Below are 20,809 nucleotides of genomic sequence, written 5' to 3'. Positions count from 1 at the left end.
GGGCCCGCGCGGAACCCCCGCGCGGGCTTCGTCGGGTTCAGCGGGCGAAGCGATCCGTCGCGCCGACGAGGACGTCCTGCATCGGGGCGTCCTGCGTCGAGTGCCCGATGTTCTCCAGCAGCACGAGCTCGCTGCCCGGCCAGGCGTGGTGCATCAGCCAGGGCGTGCCGACGATGTTGCTCGTGTCGAGGATGCCCTGGGCCAGCACCGCCGGGACGCCGGCGAGCTTGCCGAGGTTCCGCAGGATTTCGCCGTCGGGCAGGAAGGCCCGGTTGCTGAAGTAGTGCGTGACCAGCCTGGCGAAGCAGAGCCGGTAGGCCGGGTCTTCGAAGGTCTTGTGCGGTGGCACGCCCGGGAGCATCGCGTCTTCCCAGGCACACCAGTCGTCGGCCGCCTTGCGGTGGACCACCGGGTCGGGATCCATCAGCAGCCGGTGGTAGGCCGCGGACAGATCGCCGTCCCGCTCGCTCTCCGGCACGCCCTGGCGGAACCTCTCGAAGGCCTCCGGGAAGTACGCGCCGAGACCGCGGATGAGCATCTCGATCTCGATGAAGCGGTCGGTGGCCAGGCCCATCAGGACCAGCTCGCTGACCCGGCCGGTATGCCGCAGCGCGTAGGTCAGACTGAGGACCGAGCCCCAGGAACCGCCGAACAGCAACCACTTCTCGATGCCGAGGCGGGTCCGGAGCAGCTCGAAATCCGCCACGAGGTGGTCGGTGGTGTTGGCGGACAGGTCCGCGACCGGGGCACCGGCGTGCGGGGTGCTGCGGCCACAGCCTCGCTGGTCGACGAGCACGACCCGGTAGCGGTCCGGGTCGAAGTAGCGGCGCAGGTTCGTCGAACAGCCCGACCCCGGGCCGCCGTGCACGACGAGCGCGGCCTTGCCCTCCGGGTTCCCGCAGGTCTCCCAGTAGATCTCGTGCCCGTCGCCGACGTCGAGCAGGCCGTGCTCGTACGGTTCGATCGCGGGGTACAGCCCAGCCATCAGCGCGTCCTTCCACCCGGAATACAACAGCGCTGTCACGTTAGCGCCCCGGCCGAGTCCGGCGCCTCGCCTTTTCGGCTCAGACGAGGGCGCCCGCGAGCTCCATCAGCGTGTCGGCCAGCTCCTGCGGGCCCGCCGGCCCGATGTGGATGACCGCGTCTTCGCCGGCGCCGGACGTGTAGCTCAGGTACCGGCCCCAGTCCGTGTCGGCGTAGTGCAGGGGCTGTTGCAGGCAGGTGTGGCGCCCGACGTCGTCGCGCCGCCCGACGTACAGCTCGCCGCTGCCGGAGACCGGCCGCTGCACGAGGCTGACGACGTCGGCGACGGCCGGGTCGAGCGGGTAGGCGTCCTGACCGCGGCGGGCCGCTTCGCTCAGGTCCGCCACCCGGACGGTCCGCGGATGGCCGCCCCCGGCACCCAGCGGCGGAAGCTGCTCGACGAGCGACTCGGCGAGCCGGTTCCGGTCGATCTCCTGCACGCCGACGTGGGTCCCGTCCGACACCGCCAGGACCGCCTGGAGGCCCTTCGCGGCGGCGAGCACGCCGTAGGTCCGGCCGTCGACCCCGACCCAGCCGTAGCACTCCCGCGCCGGGTTCACCAGCAGCGGGAGCCAGTCGAGGAAGTCGACGGTCGCCCGCCCGCGCGCGTCGACCAGCCCGGCCTCGGCCAGGGCCGCCTCGACGCGCTTGTCGGCTTCGGCGCGTTCCTCGTCCGAGAGCCACAGGGGCTCCGGGCGGAGGGTGATGTGCAGCTGACCGACCTGCTCACGCTCGGCCAGTGCGGCCAGCGCCTCGACCGGAACGTCCACCCGGCCTGTTGCCACGTCCACCCGCCTACTCGCCGATGACCGGCGGGCTGGTCCGCTGGTCCGTGCCGAAGATCGCGTCCGGATCCGCTTCGATCAGGAAGTCCGGCCGCTGGTGTTCATCATCTTCCTCGCCCTCACCGCGCCGGCCCCCGGCCCCCATCGGCCCCAGCTGCCCGGACCGCCCGGCAGCCGACCGGGCCGCGGCCGCCTCCGCGGCGGCGGCGTTGCCGAGACTGCCCATGCCGGACCCGCGGCCGCTGCCGAGCCCCCGCTCCCCCGCGGCGCCGCTGCCACTGCCCCCGGCACCGGTGCCGCTGATCGGCCGTCCGTTGGAGTCGAGCAGCCGGCTCCCGGCGTTCCCGCCGGCCGGCCCGCGCCCGCCCGTGCCGGAGTCGGGCTCGCCGCCGAAGGTGTTCGAGTAGTTCTGCCCGCCGCCGCCACCGGTGCTGGTCGGGTAGAAGTCGATGCCATCGGTGCCGATCGGCGTCTTGCCGGGCCGGTCGGTGCCACCCGGTCGCGTGGTCGTCGTGGTCGGCCGCCCGGTGCCGGTCGTGTGCGTCTCGTCCGTCGGCCGATCGGTGCTGCCCGGCCGGTCCGTCGAGCCGGGCCGGTCGGTGGAGCCGGGGCGATCGGTGCCGCCGGGCCGGTCGGTGCTGCCGGGCCGGTCGGTCCCCCCGGGGTCGACGCTGGAGGTCGTGGTGTGGTCGTTGTACCCGGGATCCCCGCCGGCGTTCTCCGGCAGCCAGCGGCTGCGGTCGGTGCCCAGGTCGATCTTGCCGGGCCCCTTCGGCTCGTTCACGGAGATGGCGGCGCCGTCGGACTCGAGGACGCCGTAGTTGGCGGGCAGGGAAGCGCTCGTCCCGTTCGTGACGACGCTGTACTGGTCCATCACGCGGACGTTCGTCTCGTTGGCCGCGTTGTACTTGGCGACTCCCTCTTGGTAGGAGTCGATGTCGTCCTTGGCCATGAACGGCCCGGCGATCGGGATGGCCGCCTTGAGCCCGGTCGTCCACGGGTTCGGCTTCTCGGGCTTCGGCGGCACCTGGACGACGCTGTTGCTGGAGTGGTCGAAGGCATCCGCCTGGGTGTCGACCGAGGCCTTGGTCTCGTCGAGCGGCAGTGCGGTCTCGGCGAAGGCCAGCTCGAGCGGGCCCGCCCCGGCGTTGGCCGCGTCGGCGGCACTGCCGGTCCAGGCCTGGGCCATCCGGTCCTGCAGCGCCTTGATGCTCTCCGCACGGGCCTGATAAGCCTCCGAGAGCTTGTTCACCGACTCGGACATCTGGTGCAGTCCTTCGGTTTGGCCACCTTTGAAATTGTCGTAGATCTGCTTGCCGTCCACTCGTCAAGCCCCCCTGAGTGTTTTGACCATCGCGGCCGCTGCGCCTTGCGCGGCATCGCAGGAATCCTGCTGCCCCTCATACCCTTCAGCGAAGACGGCGACAGCCAGGTCGTCGGCGAGCCCGACGGCCATGCTGCAGTTCCCGATCGGCCGACGATCGCGCGTGTCGAAGTACAGCGCGGGCTGCCCTTCGACATCCGGCGCACGCTCGACGAACTTGACGACGCTCTTCGGACGCTCGTAGGCGGCCTGGATACCGGCCAGCCCGCCGGCCCCGGCGTCGCGGTTCCCGGTGCCGAGGATGACCAGCAGGCTCACGCCCTCGCCGCTGATCTTCCAGCCGCAGCTGGGACCCGCCTGGCCTTCGGGCGTGGTGTCGCCGAGGCGCGGCGCGCCGGGATCGGTGAACTTCAGCCGGGCCAGCTCGTCGCCGGGGACGAGAGCACACGGATCGCCCACGTACTTCGTCGCGTCCAGCGGAGTCGTCACCTTCGGAACGTCGCCGGTCGGCCCCGCCGCGGACGGTGCCGGCGAAGACGCCGAATTCACCGGCGTGGCGGAGCCACCGGTCTCCGAGGTGCAGCCGGCCACGAACGCGCAGGCCACGAGAACAGCCCCGCCGAGCGCACTCGCGCGGGTGATCTTGCCCAGGCTCACGTCGCCTGCCCGAAAGTCTCGGACATGCCCTGGTCGGTCGCGACGGTCTTCGTCTGGGCTTCCTTCAGCTTCTTGATGTAACCCTGCACGTACTTGCGCATGGAGTCGTTCTGCTCCTGCAGGGAAGTGATCGAGGTGTTGGCCGCCGACCCGTAACTCGCGCTGGCCGAGTCCTCTCCGGGGGCGAGCGAGGCGAACATGAGCGTTTGGATCGTGCGCGCGTCGTCGACGATCTTGTCCAGCTCGGCTTCCCAGAGGCCGATCACCGAGGCGAGCTCCTCGGGGTCCATCTTGAACTCGCCGCCCCCGCCGCCACCGCCGCCGTAGACGCGGCCGCGCTCGCCCAGGATGTCGCCACCCCAGACCGCCTGGACCGCCTGGCCGGCTTCGCCGATGATCACGCCCCGCACCTTCCCCTCAGTTCACCCACTGTGATGGTGCAAAGATTAGCCAACCGTCTCATGCCGTGTCAGCGAATCGCCGCAACGTTCCGACGATGGGGCACCCCGATCGGTTCCCGACACGGCGGGTCACAGTACGTACGTACGGATTGCGAGATCCCGGTCCTCGGTGCCAGGATTTCAGGATGCCACGCGTAAGCCAGGATCACCTCGACGCACGCCGGCGCCAGATCCTCGACGGCTCCCGCGTCTGCTTCGCGCGCTACGGCTACGAAGGTGCCACAGTCCGGCGCCTGGAGGAAGCCACCGGACTCTCGCGCGGGGCCATCTTCCACCACTTCCGGGACAAGGAGTCCCTCTTCCTCGCCCTCGCCGAGGACGACGCCGTCCGGATGGCCGACGTCGTCGCCGAACAGGGCCTGGTCCAGGTCATGCGCGACCTGCTCGCGGGCGACGGCGAGCACCCGGCCGACTGGCTCGGCACCCGCCTCGAGGTCTCCCGGCGGCTGCGCACCGACCCCGAGTTCCGCGGCCGCTGGGCCGAGCGCTCCGAACAGCTGACCACCGCCACCCGCCTGCGCCTGCTGCGCCAGCGCGACGCCGGGAACCTGCGCGACGACGTCGACGTCGACGTCCTCACGGCGTTCCTGGAGCTCGTCCTCGAGGGGCTCGTCTCCCACCTGGCCATGGGCCTGCCCGGCGCCGGCCTCGGCCCGGTGCTCGACCTCGTCGAGGAGACCGTGCGGCGGCACCGGCCGGGCACCGCCTGACCCCGCGTGGTCAAATGGCCGCGTGGATCTCCTCGAGGCGCACGGCCAGGCGTTGCGGGCCTTCGGCGACACCGTGCACGCCGCCGCCGCGGCCGACTGGGACCACCGGACGCCGTGCACCGAGTGGACCGTCCGCGACCTGGTCAACCACCTCGTCGCCGAGCAGCTGTGGGCCCCGTCCCTGCTCGCCGGCGCCACCCTCGACGACGTCGGCGACCGCTTCGACGGCGACGTCCTCGGCGACGACCCGGTGGCCGCCTGGGACGCGGCCGCGGAAGCCGCCCGGGAGGCCTTCCTCGACGACGGCGTGCTCGAACGCGCGGTGCACGTCTCGGCCGGGCTCCTGCCGGCCCGCGAGTACGGCTGGCAGATGACCATCGACGCCGCCGTGCACGCCTGGGACCTCGCGGCGGCGCTGGACCTGCCCTGCCCCGTCACCGAAGGACTGGCCGAACGCCTGCTCGAAGTCGTCCGCCCGTGGGTGGACGAGTGGCAGGGGCTCGGCGTCTTCGACCCGCCGGTCGCGGTCGGCCGCGACGCCGGGGCCACCGACCGGCTCGTCGCCCTGCTCGGGCGCGAACCGCGCTGAACCACCCGCCGAGGTGAGCGCGCCGACACACCGACGTGCCCGCCGCCGGCACGGGTGACACGATACGATTGTCCGTATCTCCGCAGTACACGCCGATTTCTTCCTTGGGAGTGACCGTTTCGTGCGCGCAGCGCAGTCACCTGGTGACAGTACCGGGCCGGGTGACCGACCCGGCTGTCCGATAGGTTCATCCCCCGCCGACCGGGCGGGTGCGGAATGATCCAGATCCTCTTCGCCGTGCTCGGCGTCCTGCTCTTCGTGCTGCTGACCGTGGGCACCGGGCTGGCCGTCGCCGCCGAGTTCTCGCTGACCGCGCTCGAGCGCAGCACCGTCGACGCCAACGTCCGGCAGGTCGGCGACCGTCGGGCCCTGACCGTCCAGAAAGCCCACCGGACGCTCTCGTTCCAGCTCTCCGGCGCCCAGGTCGCGATCACGCTCACCACGCTGATCACCGGGTACCTGGCCGAGCCGCTGATCGGCGAGCTCGTCCGCCCGCTGCTCACCGCGGTCGGGCTGCCCGAGTCGTTCGCCGAGGGCGCGTCGATCGTGCTCGCCCTGGTGCTGGCCACCTCCCTGTCGATGATCCTCGGCGAGATGGTGCCGAAGAACCTCGCGATCGCCCGGCCGCTGCCGACCGCGCGGGCCGTCGCCGGGTACCACTCGCGGTTCTCCTCGCTGTTCCGCTGGCTCATCACGCTGATGAACAACAGCGCGAACTTCCTCGTCCGCAAGTTCGGCGTCGAGCCGCAGGAAGAGCTGCGGTCGGCGCGCTCGCCGCAGGAGCTGGGCTCGATCGTGCGGTCCAGCGCCGAAAGCGGCACGCTCGACACGTCGACGGCGGAGCTGCTGGACCGCTCCCTGCGGTTCGGCGAGCGCACCGCGGAAGAGCTCATGACCCCGCGCGTGCAGCTCGAGGCCCTCGCCGTCGACGACACCATCGAGGACCTCATCGACATCTCCCGCCGCACCGGCTTCTCGCGGTTCCCGGTGCACGCCGAGGACCTCGACGACGTCCGCGGCGCCGTGCACGTCAAGCAGGCCTTCGCCGTGCCCGCCGCCGAGCGGGCGAACGTGCCGATCGGCTCGGTCATGCGGCCGGTGCCGACGGTGCCCGAGTCCCTGCCCGGCGACGACCTGCTCGACCGCCTGCGCGACTCCCGCTTCCAGCTCGCCATCGTCGTCGACGAGTACGGCGGCACGGCCGGGCTGGTGACCCTCGAAGACGTCGTCGAAGAGATCATCGGCGACGTCCGCGACGAGCACGACGAGCACGAGGGGCCCGCGTCGCAGCAGGTCGGGACCGACAGCTGGCTGGTGTCCGGCCAGCTGCGGCCGGACGAGGTCACCGACGTCACCGGCTTCCGGATGCCCGACGGCGACTACGAGACCATCGCCGGGCTGATCCTGGAGCGGCTCGGCAAGATCCCCGCCGAGGGCGACGCCGCCGAGGTCGACGGCTGGCGGCTCACCGTCACCTCGATGGACAAGCACCGGATCGCCGAGGTCGAGGTGGCCCCGGTCCGCGCGGCCGCGAGCGTGGAGGTGGACGCGTGAGCGACTGGCTGAACATCGCCCTGGTCGTGGTCCTGTTGCTGGCCAACGCCTTCTTCGTCGGCGCCGAGTTCACCCTGATCTCGTCCCGGCGGGACCGGCTCGAAGCCCTGCTGGAGCAGGGCAAGACGCGCGCGAAGATCGTGATCAACGCGAGCAAGCACGTGTCGCTGATGCTGGCCGGCGCGCAGCTGGGCATCACCATCTGCTCGCTGCTGCTCGGCCGCCTCGGCGAGCCGGCGATCGCGCACCGGCTGTCGGCGTTCTTCGACCTGCTGGGGCTGCCCGAAACCCTGCTGCACGCGGTGTCGTTCGCCATCGCGCTGGCCTTCATCACCGTGCTGCACGTGCTGATCGGCGAGATGGTGCCGAAGAACCTCGCCATCGCCGAGCCCGAACGGCTCGCACTGTGGCTGGTGCCCGTGCACGTCGCGTGGGTCAAGGTGGCCAACCCGTTCATCTGGCTGCTGAACTTCGTCGCCAACTCGCTGCTGCGCGCGGTGAAGGTCGAACCGAAGGACGAGCTGGAGACGGCCTACACGTCCGAAGAGCTGGCCGAGCTGCTCAGCGAGTCGCGCCGCGAGGGGCTGCTCGACCAGTCCGAGCACCGGCGGCTGTCCCAGACGTTGTCGTCGGTGCAGAAGACGGTCGCCGACGTGCTGGTGCCGACGGCCGAGCTGACCACGCTGCCGTGCGGGCCGACGGTCGGCGACGTCGAGCGGGCGGTCTCGTCGACCGGCTTCTCGCGCTTCCCCGTGTGCACCGACGACGGCCGGCTGACCGGGTACATCCACGTGAAGGACGTCCTCGACCTGGCGGGCCAGGACCCGGCGACGATCGTGCCGCCGGCGAAGACGCGGGCGCTCACCGAACTGCGCGCCGACGCCCGGCTCGACGTCGCGCTTTCGGCCATGCGCAAGGAAGGCAGCCACCTGGCGCGGGCGCTCGACAGCGGCGGGAACGCGGTCGGCGTCGTCGCGCTCGAGGACCTCGTCGAGGAGTACGTGGGCACCGTGCGGGACGGCACCCACGTGGGCGCATGACCGGCGTCGAAGTGCTCGCCGAACCGGACTGGCTGGCCCGGGAAGCGGCGCACGCCGAGCGGATGGGGCGCTGGACGGCCCCCCACCAGGAGCGGCGGGCGCGCGGCGAGAAGCACCCGGTGCTGGACTTCCTGTTCACCTACTACTCGTTCCGGCCCAAGCACCTGCAGCGGTGGCAGCCCGGGCCCGGCGTCGCGCTCGCCGGGCCCGCGGCCCGCCGGTTCCTGGACCGCAAGGGCTACGTGCCGACGGACGACGGCGTCGTCCTCGACCCGGCGGCCTTCACCGAGGGCAAGCTGCGGACGGCGGAGTTCGTCCGCGGCCTGCTGGGCGCGACGGCGTCCCGCGCGCCGCGGCTCAGCTGCTTCGGGCTGCACGAGTGGGCCATGGTCTACCGCGAGCCCGAAGACTCCGTGCGGCACAACCAGGTCCCGCTGCGGCTCGGCTCGGCGGGCACCGACGCGGTCGTCGAGTCCCAGGACATCCGGTGCGGGCACTTCGACGCGTTCCGGTTCTTCACCGCCGACGCCCGGCCGCGGAACGAGCTGACGCCGTCGCGGGAGACGCAGGTCGCACTCGAACAGCCGGGGTGCCTGCACGCGAACATGGATCTGTTCAAATGGGCGTACAAGCTCGACCCGTTCGTGCCCGCGGAGCTCGTCGCGGACTGCTTCGAGCTGGCCGTCGAGATCCGGACGCTGGACATGCGGGCGAGCCCGTACGACCTGGCCGCGCTGGGCTACCCGCCGGTGCGGATCGAGACGGCCGAGGGCCGGGCCGAGTACGCCCGCGCCCAGGCCGGTTTCGCGCGGCGAGCGGCACCGGTGCGTGCTCGCCTGATCGCGCATTGCGATCGCCTGATCAGCGCAGCACCCCGCGCGTGAGCAACTGTGAGTCAGATTATTCTCTCACCGATACTCACCTGTTAGGGTGATAACGGTTTTATTGCATCGCCGCGCGTGCTTGACATGCGCGTAGCCCGAAAGGATGACGATGGGGCGACACACCCGGGACGACGATCCCGTGCCGCACCCTCAGGACCGCACCGGCCGCCCGGCCGCCCCGCGCCGCCCCCACCCGGGCGATGCCGCGGGAGCACCGAGCGGGGCTCCCCAGCCGGTCGCCGGCCGTGGTGAAGCGTCCGGTTCGTACCCCGTCACCGGCCGGGGCGACGCCTCTGGTTCGCACCCCGTCACTCGGCGCGGTGAAGCCTCCGGCTCGTATCCGGTCACGGGCCGGGGTGAGACTTCGGGCTCGTACCCCGTCACCGGGCGCGGTGAGACCTCCGGCTCGTACCCCGTCACCGGCCGCGGCGAGACCTCCGGCTCGTACCCCGTCACCGGCCGCGGCGAGACCTCCGGCTCGTACCCCGTCACCGGCCGGAGTGAGGCTTCCGGGGCCTTCCGGACTCCGGGGCGCAGCTCCATCTCCGATGCTTTCGGGATCGCCGGACGCGGCCGCGGTGAGGCGTCGGGCTCGTACCCCGTCGCCGGGCGCAGTGAGACCTCCGGCTCCTTCTTCGTCTCCGCGGGTGAGGCCACCGGTTCGCAGCCGGCCGCCCGTCGCGGTGAGGCTTCCGGTGCCTACCCCGTCGCCAGTCGCGGTGAAGCCCCCGTCGCCCGCCGTGGCGAGACTTCCGGTGCCTACCCCGTCGCCACCCGTGGCGAGGAGTCCGGCGCTGCCGGGCTCGGGGACCAGCCCACCAGCCGCCGCGGTAAAGGCGGCGGCCAGTCCGCCTCGCGGCGCGGGCGTCGTGGGGAAGGCTCCTCCCCCGCCGAGACCGCCGCCGAGCGGACCGAGGTGATCACCCGGCACGGCGAGACCTCCGGGAACTACCCGATCACCGCCCGCAGCGAGACGTCCCGCACCCTCAGCCGGAAAGAGGCCGCAGGCGAAAGCTCCCGCCGCCGCGTCGAACCCGCAGGCGAGAGCGAAGGCCGTCGGCGCGCTCCCGGGCGGAGCGAGACCACCGGGCCGCACCGCGCCGAAGGCAAGAGTGAGACCACCGGGTCGCACCGGGTCGCCGGGAAGAGCGAGGCCACCGGGTCGCACCGGATCGTCGGCAAGAAGGCGCCTCGGCGGCGGATCGCCGGCTGGCCGATCGCCTGTGCCGTGCTCGCCGCCCTCATCGGGCTCGGCGTGATCGGCTGGAACTGGGCCGACAGCGAGCTCAACAGCCGCGCCGAGGCGCAGGCCGCCGCCTGCTCCGGGGGGACGTCGCAGATGCGGATCGTCGTCACCCCGAGCGTGCAGAAGCCGCTCACCGCCGCCGCCGACCGGTGGAACCAGGCCGCCACCGTCGTCCACGGCCAGTGCGTGCACGTGACGATCGACGCCAAGCCGTCGTCCGAGGTGCTCGACGCGCTCGTCGGCCGGTCGAACCTCAACGCCATCGGCGGTCTCCCGGCCGCCTGGCTGCCCGAGTCGTCCTACTGGATCAGCGAGCTGACCACCAAGAAGCCCGAGATGATCGGTTCGGCCGCCCAGTCCGTGGCCAACGCCCGCTCGGCGGACTACCCGTTCGTCGGGCTTTCCGGGCAGGGCATCGACGACACCGTGCTCCGCGCGGCCCAGACGTTCCGCGAGTACCTCGAGCAGCCCGCCCAGCAGGCGGACTTCGCCGCCGCTGGGATCAAGGGAACCTAGACGCGCGTGCCGTTGTCGAGCTCGGCCACCACGGCGAGGTCGTCGTCGGCCAGTTCGAAGTCGAAGATCCCGAAGTTCTCCCGGGTCCGCGTCGTGGTCGCCGACGCCGCCACCGCGACCGTCCCGGCCTGCAGGTGCCACCGCAGCACGATCTGCGACGGCGTCTTGCCGTACTTGGCCGCAAGCGCGGTGACCGTCTCGTCGGACAGCAGCGCGGCGTTCGCGGCCGGGCTCGACGCCGCGGTCACGATGCCCCGCTCGTCGTGGAACTCGCGCAACGGGACCTGCTGCAGCCACGGGTGCAGCTCGACCTGGTTCAGCACCGGGACCGCGCCGGTGGCGTCGATCAGCCGGCGCAGCTCCGCGACGCCGAACCCGGCGACGCCGACCGCCCGCACCCGGCCGTCGGCCCGCAGCCGGCTGAGCGCGCGCCAGGTGTCGGGGAACGCGCCCTTGGTGCCGTCCAGCAGGCACAGGTCGGCCTGGTCGAGCTGGAGCGCGGCCAGCGCCTGGTCGGCGGCGCGGCGCGTGGTGTCGTAGCCCTGCGTGGGCACCTTGAAGCTGACGAAGAGCTCTTCACGGGGCACGTCGCCCGCGGCGAGCGCCGCACCCACCGCCACCTCGGTCCCCGGCGCGGTGTCGAACCCGCGGTAGCCGGTGTCGAGCGCGATGCGGACGGCGCGGCCGGTCTCGGCCGCGGTCAGACCCGCGACACCGAACAGCAGCTGGGGGATGCGGACTCCGTCGGACAGGGCGAGCGAAGGCGGAACGGCCATCTACCGGTGATCCTCACTTCGGATGCTGCGCGGGTGTCCCCCAATCATTCCACCCGGGCGGCCCGCTCGCGCAGGTATGCCGCGGTAGCCGCGTCCGCGGGGAAGAACGACTCGATGACCAGTTCCGCCACCGTGACGTCCAGGGGCGTGCCGAACGTGGCCACCGTGCTGAAGAACGTCAGGTCCGTGCCCTCGTGGCGGTACTTCAGCGGCACGAAGATGTCACCCGGTCCAGGGACCTCCACCTCGGGCACCGGCTGGTCGCACGGGTACCCGCGCAGCTCCCGCAGCAACTCGGCGAGCCCGGCGTCGGCGGTCTGGTCCACCTGGCGGCGCAGCCGGCCGAGGAGGTGGGCACGCCACTCCCCCAGGTTGAGGACGTGCGGCGCCATGCCGTCCGGGTGCAGCGTCGCGCGCAGGACGTTGGTGGTCAGCCCGGCCGGGATCCCGTCGACGAACAGGCCGATGGCGGCGTTCGCGTCGACGAGGTCCCAGTTCCGGTCGACGACGGCGGCCGGGTAGGGGTCGTGGCTCGCGAGCAGCTGCCGGACGGCCTGGCGGACGGCGTTCATCTCCGGGTCCCCCAGGGCGTTCTCGGTGTACGCGGGCGCATACCCGGCGGCGAGCAGCAGCCGGTTGCGTTCGCGCAGCGGCACGTCGAGGTGCTCGCCGAGCCGCAGCACCATGTCGCGGCTGGGCTTCGAGCGGCCGGTCTCCACGAAGCTGAGGTGGCGGGTGGAGATGTCCGCCGAGATCGCGAGGTCGAGCTGGCTGATCCGGCGCCGGTCGCGCCATTCCCGCAGCAGCTGACCCACCGGCCGCTGCCGTTGCACCGTAGTCGTCACCCGGGCGACGCTACGGCGATCATCGACGCGCGGCCATTACCTCCCGCGTAATCGACGTGCCGCGTGTCGTCGGACAGAGTCGTGCTCAGCACCGGGACGACCGAACCCGTTGTCCCCCAACGAAAGGGAACCACCATGAGCGACGTCCGCACGATCGTCGAGCAGTACATCGCGATCTGGAACGAGACCGACGGCGACAAGCGCCGCGCCCTCATCGGCGACGTCTTCACCGAAGGTGCCGGCTACACCGACCCGCTCGGCGCCGTCACCGGGCACGACGGGATCGACCAGTTCGTCGGCGGGGCGCAGCAGCAGTTCGCCGGGCTGTCCTTCAGCCTGCCCGCCGACCCGGACGCGCACCACGACCTCGCGCGGTTCCAGTGGTACCTCGGGACGCCCGGAGCGGAGCCCGTCGCCATCGGCTTCGACGTCGTCGAGCTCGAGGACGGCAAGATCGCCAAGGTGCACGGCTTCCTCGACAAGCTGCCGGGCTGACCACCCCGGCGTGCGGGCTCCCGGGCAGGGGAGCCCGCACGCCGGCCCGCACCCCTAGTCCTTCAGCGCGCCCCGCCAGCGCACCGTCGGGCGCAGCTTGTCCGGGAGCACGCGGTGCTTGTTCGCCCCCACGATGTCGAACATCGACTCGATCAGCGTGTCCGAAAGCAGGTGCGGTTCCAGCCCCAGCCCGACCAGCCCGGTGTGCTTCACGTTGTAGTAGTGCTCCGGCGCCTCGGTGCGCGGGTTCTCCAGCTGCTCGATCTGCACCGGCCCGGGGAACCGCTCGGCGACGAGATCGGCGATGCCGGCCACCGACATGCTTTCCGTCATCTGGTTGAAGACGCGGAACTCCCCCGCCTCGGCCGGGTGCTCCACGGCGAGGCGGATGCACTCGACGGTGTCGCGGATGTCGATCAGGCCGCGTGTCTGGGCCCCCTTGCCGTACACGGTCAGCGGCTGGCCCAGCACCGCCTGGATGACGAACCGGTTCAGCACGGTGCCGAACACCGCGTCGTAGTCGAACCGCGTCGCCAGCCGCGGGTCCAGCGCCGTCTGCGGCGTCTGCTGGCCGTAGACCACGCCCTGGTTGAGGTCCGTCGCGCGCAGCCCCCAGGCGCGGCAGGTGAACTCGATGTTGTGCGAGTCGTGGACCTTCGTCAGGTGGTAGAACGACCCCGGCCGCTTCGGGAACAGCACGCGGTCCTTGCGGCCGTTGTGTTCGAGGTCCAGCCAGCCCTCTTCGATGTCGACGTTCGGCGTGCCGTACTCGCCCATCGTGCCGAGCTTCACCAGGTGGATCGCCGGGTCGATTTCGGCGATCGCGTACAGCAGGTTCAGGTTCCCGATCACGTTGTTGTGCTGCGTGTAGACGGCGTGCTCGCGGTCGATCATCGAATACGGCGCGGACCGCTGCTCGGCGTAGTGCACGACGGCGTCCGGCCGGAAGTCCCGAACCGTGCCGAAGAGGAACTCCGCGTCGAGGAGGTCGCCCTCGTAACTGGCGATCGTGCGTCCCGAGACCTCCTGCCACGCGGCGATCCGCTCGGCCAGGGATTCGATCGGGACCAGGCTTTCGACACCGAGTTCGGCGTCGTAACCGCGGCGGGCGAAATTGTCGAGAACGGCTACCTCGTGGCCTTTGTCCGATAAGTGCAATGCGGTCGGCCAGCCCAGATATCCGTCACCGCCGAGAACCAGCACTCGCATTGTGCCGCCTTTCCTGCTCGTTTACGCACAAGCTTGCCGATCCTGCGAACGAGCAGAGGCTTGCAAGAACCCGACGCTATCGATCACTCACTGATGAGGACCTGGCAATGAGCTGTGAATCTCCTATGCGTAGGGGACCCGGACGGCGGCGCGACGAGCCCGCGGGGAGGATGGGGACATGACGACCGTAACCAACGGCGTGCGGCCCCGCACAGCGGAGAAGACCCGCACCGGCGGCTGGGCGCGCCTCGCGCGCGCCGCCGCGACGTCCGTCGCCGCCACGGTTCTCAGCCAGGTCGTGCTGCTCGCCGTCCTCGCCACCGGCGGTGCCGCGGCCCTCGCGAGCACGCTGGCCTGGGCGGCCGGCGCGGTGCTGAACTTCCTGGTCACCCGCCGCTGGGTCTGGGGCCGCGCCGGACGTCCGCGCGTGCGCCGCGAACTGCTGCCCTACCTGGTCGTCATCGGCCTCGGCGGGCTCGCCTCGATCGGCCTGACGACCCTCGCGGGCTCCCTGCTCACACCGCTCGACCTGCCGCACTTCTGGTGGGTCGTGCTCGTCGACGGAGCGTACGTGGCCAGTTACGCACTGGTGTTCGTCGTCAAGTTCACGCTGCTCGACCGGCTCGTGTTCGGCCGCGGCGCAGCACGTACCCCCGCCACCACGTCCCCGTCATGACGCGGGCGTAGTTCGCGCCGTAGACGAGGCTGCCGCCCTTCTTGCTCTTGCCCGCCTTGCGCAGCCGCATGCTCATCGGCAGCTCCAGCACGCGGGCGCCGCGCGCGGTCACGCCGAGCATCAGCTCCGACGACTGGTACTGCGGTTCGTTGAGCGGGACCGCGCAGGCCAGCTCCGCCCGCATCGCGCGGAAGCCGAACGACGTGTCGGTGATCCGCCGCCCGGTCAGCACCGACGCCAGCACCGCGAACACGCGCACGCCGAGCCACCGGACGCGGCTGTCGGCCTCCTCGTGCCCGAGCCGCCGCGACCCCGTCACGAAGTCCGCCGTGCCGTCGACGACCGGGCTGACCAGCGCCTCCAGCTCGCTGTTGTCGTACTGGCCGTCCGCGTCGGTCGTCACGACGTATTCGGCGCCGGACCCGGCCGCGAGGTGGTACCCCAGGCGCAGGGCAGCGCCCTGGCCGCGGTTGCGCGGAGCGACACACACGTACGCTCCGTGGTCTTCGGCGATCGCTGCCGTGTCATCGGTACCGCCGTCGACGACGACGAGCACGTCGACCGGCATGCCGAGGCACTCGTCGGGCATCTTCTCCAGCACTTCGCCGATGCCGCCGGCTTCGTTGTAGGCGGCGATGACCACGGTCAGCGGCGCCAGCTCGACGCCGGGGTGCCGCCCGTGGAAGTCGTCGAGGGCGCCCTGGTCGACGTCGTCGGGGAACGCCGCGAGACGCTTCCGGCTGGCCGACGTCAGGGTGGTGAAGCCGAGGCCCCCGGCCACCGCGAACAGCACCAGCGCGGGGATCTGGTAGCGCCAGGAGAACTGGAACACCGCGGAGGCGAACAGCAGCACCAGCCCGCTCGTCGACGCCAGCAGCGCGCCCGCCCGGGCCCGGTCCAGGGGCCTCTTGCGGCGGACCACGGTCAGCAGGCCGAGCAGGGCGCCGATGCCGAGCACCGCGCCGGGCACGTACCCGCCACCGAGCTGGTAGTCCCGCAGGATCTTGGCCAGTGGCCGGTCGACGCTCGCGTGGACGCCGTCGCTGCCCAGCGTGACCAGGTCGATCAGCGACTGGTCGGCCCACTGCGGGTAGCTCAGCTGGAACTGCCACCGGTCCAGGGGGACGTCGGTGGGGTCCTGCGCGCGCGTCCACGCGAAGCTCTTCGAGAAGTCGTGGAGGATCGCGCCGGCGACGTCGCCGGGCTGCTCCTTCAGGACGTCGACCGCGAATGCGTGCGCCAGCGCGGCCTTGTCGGCGCCGGGCGGCAGCGGGCCCGGCCAGTTCGGGTCGAGGTCGGCGTGCGCGTAGTTGTCGACCAGCCGCGTCTCGCGCGGCTCGGCCGGGCAGAACACCCGCAGCGTCGGGTCGAGGTGGAGGTTCGCGCAGTCGGCGACGGCGGCGGTGCGGCCGTAGAGCATGTTCCCGGACGGCCCGGTCAGCCCCCACTTGCCGGTTTCCGAATGCACGCGCGCCGAGTAGGGCACGAGGACGACGAGCAGGCCCAGCAGGCCGGCGCCCGCCCGGCGCCAGCCCGCCCAGTGCCGCCACGCTCCCCCGGCGACGACCAGGAACACCAGCAGCGGCAGGGCCAGCGAGATCCCGATCAGCCGGGTCAGCACGCCGAAGCCGAGCAGCAACCCCGCGGCGCCGGCGCGTTTCCAGCCCGGTGTGCCCCAGCCGAGCAACAGCCAGAGCAGTCCGAGGAGCACCGCCTCGAACGTCACCTCGGACATGATGTTCTGCTCGATCTGCAGCTGGTAGGCGTCGAGCAGCACCGGGGTCGCGGCCAGCGCGCCGACCCACGGACGACCACCGAGGCGCAGGACCAGCCCGTAGATCCCGACCGCGATGAGGATGCCGGCGATGTGCTGGACGGCCGCGACCCAGGCGAGCCCGCCGACGGCCAGCAGCGGGCGCAGCACGAGGTCGTAGCCGATCGGGTCGAGCTGGTCGGCGCGCAGCGCGTGCAGGTTGTCGAGGTAGCGGAACGAATCGATGAACAGCAGCGCGGGCCGGTACGCGAGCCAGGTCAGCACCCGGAGCGTGATCGCCGGGACGAGCAGCAGGAGCAGCAGCCAGTGCCGCTTCGCGAAAGCGGTCACGGTGTCGCGTTTGGACGGTCGAGCCCGGAGAAGTACTTCCACGCCGTGCCCAGGCCGTCGACCAGCGAGACGGACGGGCGGTAGCCGATGGTCGCGGCACTGCCCGAGACGTCCACGACGACCGCGGGCATCTCCCCCGCCGGCGCCTCGATGTGCTCGACCGGCAACTCGGCGCCGGTCACCTCGCGCACGGCCTCGACCATCTCCAGCACGGACACCGAGCGGCCCGCGCCGACGATCGCGCGGCCGGTGTGGCCGCTGTCGAAGGCCGTCAGGATCGCCCGGACGACGTCGTCGACGTGGACGAGGTCGCGGCGCTGCCGGCCGTCGCCGTAGATCTTGATGCCGCCGCCGGTGAGCGCCGCGCGCATCATGCGCGGCACGAAACTGTCCTTGTGGGACATTCCCGGGCCGTAGACGTTGGTGAACCGCAAGGCACACGTCGTCATGCCGTACGCGCCGGCGTACCCCGAGAGCAGCATCTCGCACGCCGCTTTCGTGGCGCCGTAGGGCGTCAGCGGCCGGAGCGGCAGGTCCGGGGTGATCGTCGCGGTGCCGACGTTGCCGATCACCGCGTTGGTCGAGGCGAGCAGGAACTTCGGCACCTCGCGGCGGCGCGCGAGCTCCAGCAGCTCCTGGGTGACCAGGACGTTGTCCGCGAAGGTGTCCTCGGGCAGCTCGACCGACTTCAGCACCGACGTCAGCGCGGCGAGGTGCACGATCCCGGCGGTCCCGGCCGTCACGGCCTCTTCGCGCACGGCGGCGTCACGGAGGTCGCCGGTCACCACGCGGACGCCGTCGAGGTCTTCGGGGAACGGGACCCGGTCCACGACGGTGACCGGGACGCCCCGGTCGCGGAAGGCGCGCACGGCGGCCCGGCCGATGAAGCCGCTGCCGCCGGTCACGACCACGGACGTCCGGTCAGGACCGTGCGCACTCGCCATGGCCGCCAACCTACCTCCCGAACCTGTGTGCCCTCCGTGGGCCCGCGTCGCGCGGTCGTCAGGCGAAGGCTTCCGGGGGCGGGCAGGAGCAGACCAGGGTGCGGTCGCCCGCGGCCCCGTCGATGCGGCGGACCGGGGGCCAGCTCTTCGCCGCCGCCGGGCCGGCCGGGAAGACCGCGGTCTCGCGGCTGTAGGGGCGATCCCACTCGCCCGCGACGCAGCGCGCGGTGTGCGGGGCGTGTCGCAGCGGCGAGTCCTCCAGGGGCCACTCCCCCGACGCCACCCGGTCGATCTCCGCGCGGATCGCGATCATCGCCTCGCAGAAGCGGTCCAGCTCGGCGAGGTCCTCGCTCTCGGTCGGCTCCACCATCAGCGTGCCCGCGACCGGGAACGACATCGTCGGCGCGTGCAGGCCGTAGTCCGCCAGCCGCTTCGCGACGTCGTCGACCGTGACGCCGGTGGCCTTCGTCAGCGGCCTCAGGTCGAGGATGCACTCGTGCGCGACGAGCCCGTCGTGGCCCGCGTACAGCACCGGGTAGTGCTCGCCGAGCCGTCGCGCGACGTAGTTGGCGTTCGCGACCGCGACCAGCGTCGCGCGGCGCAGGCCGTCCGCCCCCATCATCCGGACGTACGCCCACGAGATCGGGAGGATCGACGCGCTCCCCCACGGCGCCGCGCTGACCGGGCCGACGCCCGTCTCCGGGCCGGCGGCCGGCTGCAGCGGGTGGTTCGGCAGGAACGGCGCCAGGTGCGCGCGAACGCCGATCGGCCCGACGCCGGGACCACCGCCGCCGTGCGGGATGCAGAAGGTCTTGTGCAGGTTGAGGTGCGAGACGTCCGCGCCGAAGCGCCCGTACTGCGCGACGCCGATCAAGGCGTTGAGGTTGGCGCCGTCGACGTACACCTGGCCGCCCGCGTCGTGCACCAGCTCGCACACCTCGCCGACGGTGTCCTCGTAGACCCCGTGCGTCGACGGGTAGGTGATCATGATCGCGGCCAGGCCGGCCCGGTGCTCGTCCACAGTGGACCGCAGGTGGGCGAGGTCGATGTTCCCGGCGTCGTCGCAGCGGACGACGACCACCCGCATACCCGCCATCACGGCGCTGGCCGCGTTCGTGCCGTGCGCGCTGGCCGGGATCAGGCAGACGTCGCGGTCGCCTTCGCCGCGTGCGCGGTGGTAGGCGCGGATCGCCAGCAGCCCGGCGAACTCGCCCTGGCTGCCGGCGTTGGGCTGCACGGAAACCGTGTCGTAGCCGGTGATCCGGGAGAGCCAGGCGGTCAGGTCCGCGACGATCGTCAGCAGTCCGGCGGCGTCTTCGGCGAGCGCGAACGGGTGGAGTCCGGCGAACTCCGGCCAGGTGACCGGTTCCATCTCGGCGGTGGCGTTGAGCTTCATCGTGCACGAGCCCAGCGGGATCATGCTGCGGTCGAGCGCGACGTCCTTGTCCGACAGCCGCCGGAGGTACCGCAGCAGCGCGGTTTCCGAGCGGTGGGCGTGGAACACCGGGTGCGTCAGGAAGTCGCTCGTGCGCCGCAGCGGCGCCGGGAGCGCGTCCGCGGTGTCCGCGTCGAGGCCGTCCACATCGGACACCGAGACGCCGAACGCCTTCCAGACCAGCGAAAGGCGTTCCCGCGTGGTCGTCTCGTCGCAGGCGGCGCCGACGTGGTCGTCGTCGACGCGGCGCAGGTTGACGCCGAGGTCGCGAGCCGTCTCGACGACCAGGTCCGCGCGGCCGGGCACCGCCGCGACGACCGTGTCGAAGAACTCGCCGTGCACGACGTCGACGCCGCCCTCGCAGAGCCCGGCGGCCAGCACGGTCGCCATCCGGTGGGCCCGCAGGGCGATCCCGCGCAGGCCGTCGGGCCCGTGGTACACCGCGTACATCGACGCCATCACGGCCGGCAGGACCTGCGCGGTGCAGATGTTCGAGGTGGCCTTCTCGCGGCGGATGTGCTGCTCGCGGGTCTGCAACGCGAGCCGGTACGCGGGGGCGCCGTCGGCGTCCTTCGAGACGCCGACCAGCCGGCCCGGCAGCTGCCGTTCGAGCCCCTTGCGGACCGCGAGGTAGGCCGCGTGCGGGCCGCCGAAGCCGAGCGGGACGCCGAACCGCTGGGTGGACCCGACGGCGACGTCGGCACCCAGCTCTCCCGGCGGCCGCACCAGGGTCAAGGCGAGCGGGTCGGCCGCGACGACCACCGCGGCGCCGTGCTTCTTGGCGTCGGCGATCGTCAGGTCGAGTTCGCGCACCGCACCGGACGCGCCGGGGTAGGACAGCAGCACGCCGAAGAAGTCGCCGCCGAGCCCGAGTCCGGTGAGCCCTTGGGACAGGTCTTCGACGACCAGCTCGATGCCCAGCGGTTCGGCCCGTGTGCGGAGGACGGCGAGGGTCTGCGGCAGGGTGTCCTCGTCGACGACGAACCGGCTGGAGGCCGACTTGCCGGCGCGGCGCACCAGGGTCATCGCCTCGGCGGCCGCGGTGGCCTCGTCGAGCAGGGACGCGTTGGCGACGGGCAGCCCGGTCAGGTCGGCGACCATGGTCTGGAAGTTGAGCAGGGCCTCGAGGCGACCCTGGGAGATTTCCGGCTGGTAGGGCGTGTAGGCCGTGTACCAGGCCGGGTTCTCGAGGACGTTCCGCCGGATGACGGGCGGCGTCACGGTGTCGTGGTAGCCGAGCCCGATCATCTGGGCCATCGGCCGGTTCCGCGCGGCCAGCTCCCGCAGTTCGGCGAGCGCCTGGGCCTCGGTGGCGGCGGGCGGCAGTTCCAAAGCCGCCGACGAGGAGCGCAACGACGAAGGAACGGCGCGCTCGGCGAGTTCGTCGAGGGAGGCGACGCCGATGACGTCGAGGATCCGGCGGAGTTCGCCCGGCCCGGGCCCGATGTGCCGCTCGGCGAAGGGGATTCCCTGTTCCAGCGAGGCGAGTGACGGGTTCACGGGGGCCTCCTGGGGACGGCGGGGCTGGGCCGGGAC

Annotated in this window: 19 protein-coding genes; 8 read left to right on the top strand and 11 right to left on the bottom strand. The window is 72.0% G+C overall.

The window, feature by feature from the left end:
• Positions 1-37: 37 nt before the first annotated feature.
• The 5 genes from pip to ACWEN0_RS12790 form a co-directional block, all read right to left on the bottom strand.
• Positions 38-985, bottom strand: coding sequence for a prolyl aminopeptidase (pip, locus tag ACWEN0_RS12810; RefSeq protein WP_451972475.1), 948 nt, complete (start codon positions 983-985; stop codon positions 38-40).
• A 79-nt stretch (positions 986-1,064) separates the two neighbouring features.
• Positions 1,065-1,793 (bottom strand): ESX secretion-associated protein EspG, encoded by a 729-nt coding sequence (locus tag ACWEN0_RS12805; protein ID WP_451973296.1) that lies wholly within the window; start codon positions 1,791-1,793, stop codon positions 1,065-1,067.
• Between the two features lie 25 nt (positions 1,794-1,818).
• Complete coding sequence (locus ACWEN0_RS12800; protein ID WP_451972473.1) at positions 1,819-3,072, bottom strand: hypothetical protein; 1,254 nt, start codon at positions 3,070-3,072, stop codon at positions 1,819-1,821.
• A 63-nt stretch (positions 3,073-3,135) separates the two neighbouring features.
• The gene (locus ACWEN0_RS12795) at positions 3,136-3,789 is read right to left on the bottom strand and encodes a DUF3558 domain-containing protein (RefSeq protein ID WP_451972471.1); all 654 of its coding nucleotides are present in this window, start codon (positions 3,787-3,789) and stop codon (positions 3,136-3,138) included.
• Entirely contained in the window at positions 3,786-4,190 is a 405-nt protein-coding gene (locus ACWEN0_RS12790) for a hypothetical protein (protein ID WP_451972469.1), read from the bottom strand. The genes ACWEN0_RS12795 and ACWEN0_RS12790 overlap by 4 nt, the downstream gene beginning before the upstream one ends.
• Before the next feature lie 185 nt (positions 4,191-4,375).
• On the opposite strand from ACWEN0_RS12790, the gene ACWEN0_RS12785 reads away from it, so the two are divergent.
• From ACWEN0_RS12785 to ACWEN0_RS12760, 6 genes are all read left to right on the top strand, one after another.
• Positions 4,376-4,960 carry a TetR/AcrR family transcriptional regulator gene (locus ACWEN0_RS12785; RefSeq protein ID WP_451972467.1) on the top strand — a complete coding sequence of 195 codons (585 nt, stop codon included), beginning with the start codon at positions 4,376-4,378 and terminating at the stop codon, positions 4,958-4,960.
• 22 nt (positions 4,961-4,982) lie between these two features.
• Positions 4,983-5,549 (top strand): TIGR03086 family metal-binding protein, encoded by a 567-nt coding sequence (locus ACWEN0_RS12780; RefSeq protein WP_451972465.1) that lies wholly within the window; start codon positions 4,983-4,985, stop codon positions 5,547-5,549.
• Positions 5,550-5,765: 216 nt separating this feature from the next.
• Complete coding sequence (locus ACWEN0_RS12775) at positions 5,766-7,103, top strand: hemolysin family protein (RefSeq protein WP_451972463.1); 1,338 nt, start codon at positions 5,766-5,768, stop codon at positions 7,101-7,103.
• The gene (locus tag ACWEN0_RS12770) at positions 7,100-8,143 is read left to right on the top strand and encodes a hemolysin family protein (RefSeq protein WP_451972462.1); all 1,044 of its coding nucleotides are present in this window, start codon (positions 7,100-7,102) and stop codon (positions 8,141-8,143) included. Before ACWEN0_RS12775 ends, ACWEN0_RS12770 begins: the two co-directional genes overlap by 4 nt.
• Positions 8,140-9,027: a 3-methyladenine DNA glycosylase gene (locus ACWEN0_RS12765; RefSeq protein WP_451972460.1), complete on the top strand. Its 888-nt coding sequence runs from the start codon at positions 8,140-8,142 to the stop codon at positions 9,025-9,027. The genes ACWEN0_RS12770 and ACWEN0_RS12765 overlap by 4 nt, the downstream gene beginning before the upstream one ends.
• Positions 9,028-9,943: 916 nt before the next feature.
• Positions 9,944-10,789 carry a hypothetical protein gene (locus ACWEN0_RS12760; protein ID WP_451972458.1) on the top strand — a complete coding sequence of 282 codons (846 nt, stop codon included), beginning with the start codon at positions 9,944-9,946 and terminating at the stop codon, positions 10,787-10,789.
• On the opposite strand, the gene ACWEN0_RS12755 is transcribed toward ACWEN0_RS12760, so the two are convergent.
• Both ACWEN0_RS12755 and ACWEN0_RS12750 read right to left on the bottom strand, forming a co-directional pair.
• Entirely contained in the window at positions 10,786-11,565 is a 780-nt protein-coding gene (locus ACWEN0_RS12755; protein ID WP_451972456.1) for an aldo/keto reductase, read from the bottom strand. The genes ACWEN0_RS12760 and ACWEN0_RS12755 overlap by 4 nt on opposite strands.
• A 44-nt stretch (positions 11,566-11,609) precedes the next feature.
• Complete coding sequence (locus ACWEN0_RS12750; protein ID WP_451972455.1) at positions 11,610-12,410, bottom strand: helix-turn-helix domain-containing protein; 801 nt, start codon at positions 12,408-12,410, stop codon at positions 11,610-11,612.
• Between the two features lie 135 nt (positions 12,411-12,545).
• Here ACWEN0_RS12750 and ACWEN0_RS12745 point away from each other — a divergent pair, with 135 nt between their 5' ends.
• Positions 12,546-12,905, top strand: a complete 360-nt coding sequence (locus ACWEN0_RS12745) for a nuclear transport factor 2 family protein (RefSeq protein ID WP_451972453.1) — start codon at positions 12,546-12,548, stop codon at positions 12,903-12,905.
• A 54-nt stretch (positions 12,906-12,959) separates the two neighbouring features.
• Here the strand turns inward: ACWEN0_RS12745 and ACWEN0_RS12740 are convergent, their stop codons facing one another.
• Entirely contained in the window at positions 12,960-14,114 is a 1,155-nt protein-coding gene (locus tag ACWEN0_RS12740) for an NAD-dependent epimerase/dehydratase family protein (protein ID WP_451972451.1), read from the bottom strand.
• A 178-nt stretch (positions 14,115-14,292) separates the two neighbouring features.
• Here ACWEN0_RS12740 and ACWEN0_RS12735 point away from each other — a divergent pair, with 178 nt between their 5' ends.
• On the top strand, positions 14,293-14,790 hold the full coding sequence (locus ACWEN0_RS12735) for a GtrA family protein (protein WP_451972449.1): 498 nt from the start codon (positions 14,293-14,295) through the stop codon (positions 14,788-14,790).
• On the opposite strand, the gene ACWEN0_RS12730 is transcribed toward ACWEN0_RS12735, so the two are convergent.
• From ACWEN0_RS12730 to gcvP, 3 genes are read right to left on the bottom strand one after another with little or no spacing between them, the layout of a single operon-like run.
• A complete protein-coding gene (locus tag ACWEN0_RS12730; protein WP_451972447.1) occupies positions 14,720-16,894 on the bottom strand; it encodes a glycosyltransferase family 2 protein in 2,175 nt (724 codons plus the stop codon). The two genes, ACWEN0_RS12735 and ACWEN0_RS12730, sit on opposite strands and share 71 nt — an antisense overlap.
• Positions 16,891-17,838: an NAD-dependent epimerase/dehydratase family protein gene (locus tag ACWEN0_RS12725; protein WP_451972445.1), complete on the bottom strand. Its 948-nt coding sequence runs from the start codon at positions 17,836-17,838 to the stop codon at positions 16,891-16,893. The genes ACWEN0_RS12730 and ACWEN0_RS12725 overlap by 4 nt, the downstream gene beginning before the upstream one ends.
• Positions 17,839-17,896: 58 nt before the next feature.
• The gene (gene gcvP / locus ACWEN0_RS12720) at positions 17,897-20,773 is read right to left on the bottom strand and encodes an aminomethyl-transferring glycine dehydrogenase (protein ID WP_451972443.1); all 2,877 of its coding nucleotides are present in this window, start codon (positions 20,771-20,773) and stop codon (positions 17,897-17,899) included.
• Between the last annotated feature and the right edge of the window lie 36 nt (positions 20,774-20,809).

The sequence above is a fragment of the Amycolatopsis sp. NPDC004378 genome, from assembly GCF_053602455.1.
The sequence above is the reverse complement of the archived record's forward strand: the minus strand, read 5'-3'. Positions and strand labels throughout refer to the sequence as shown.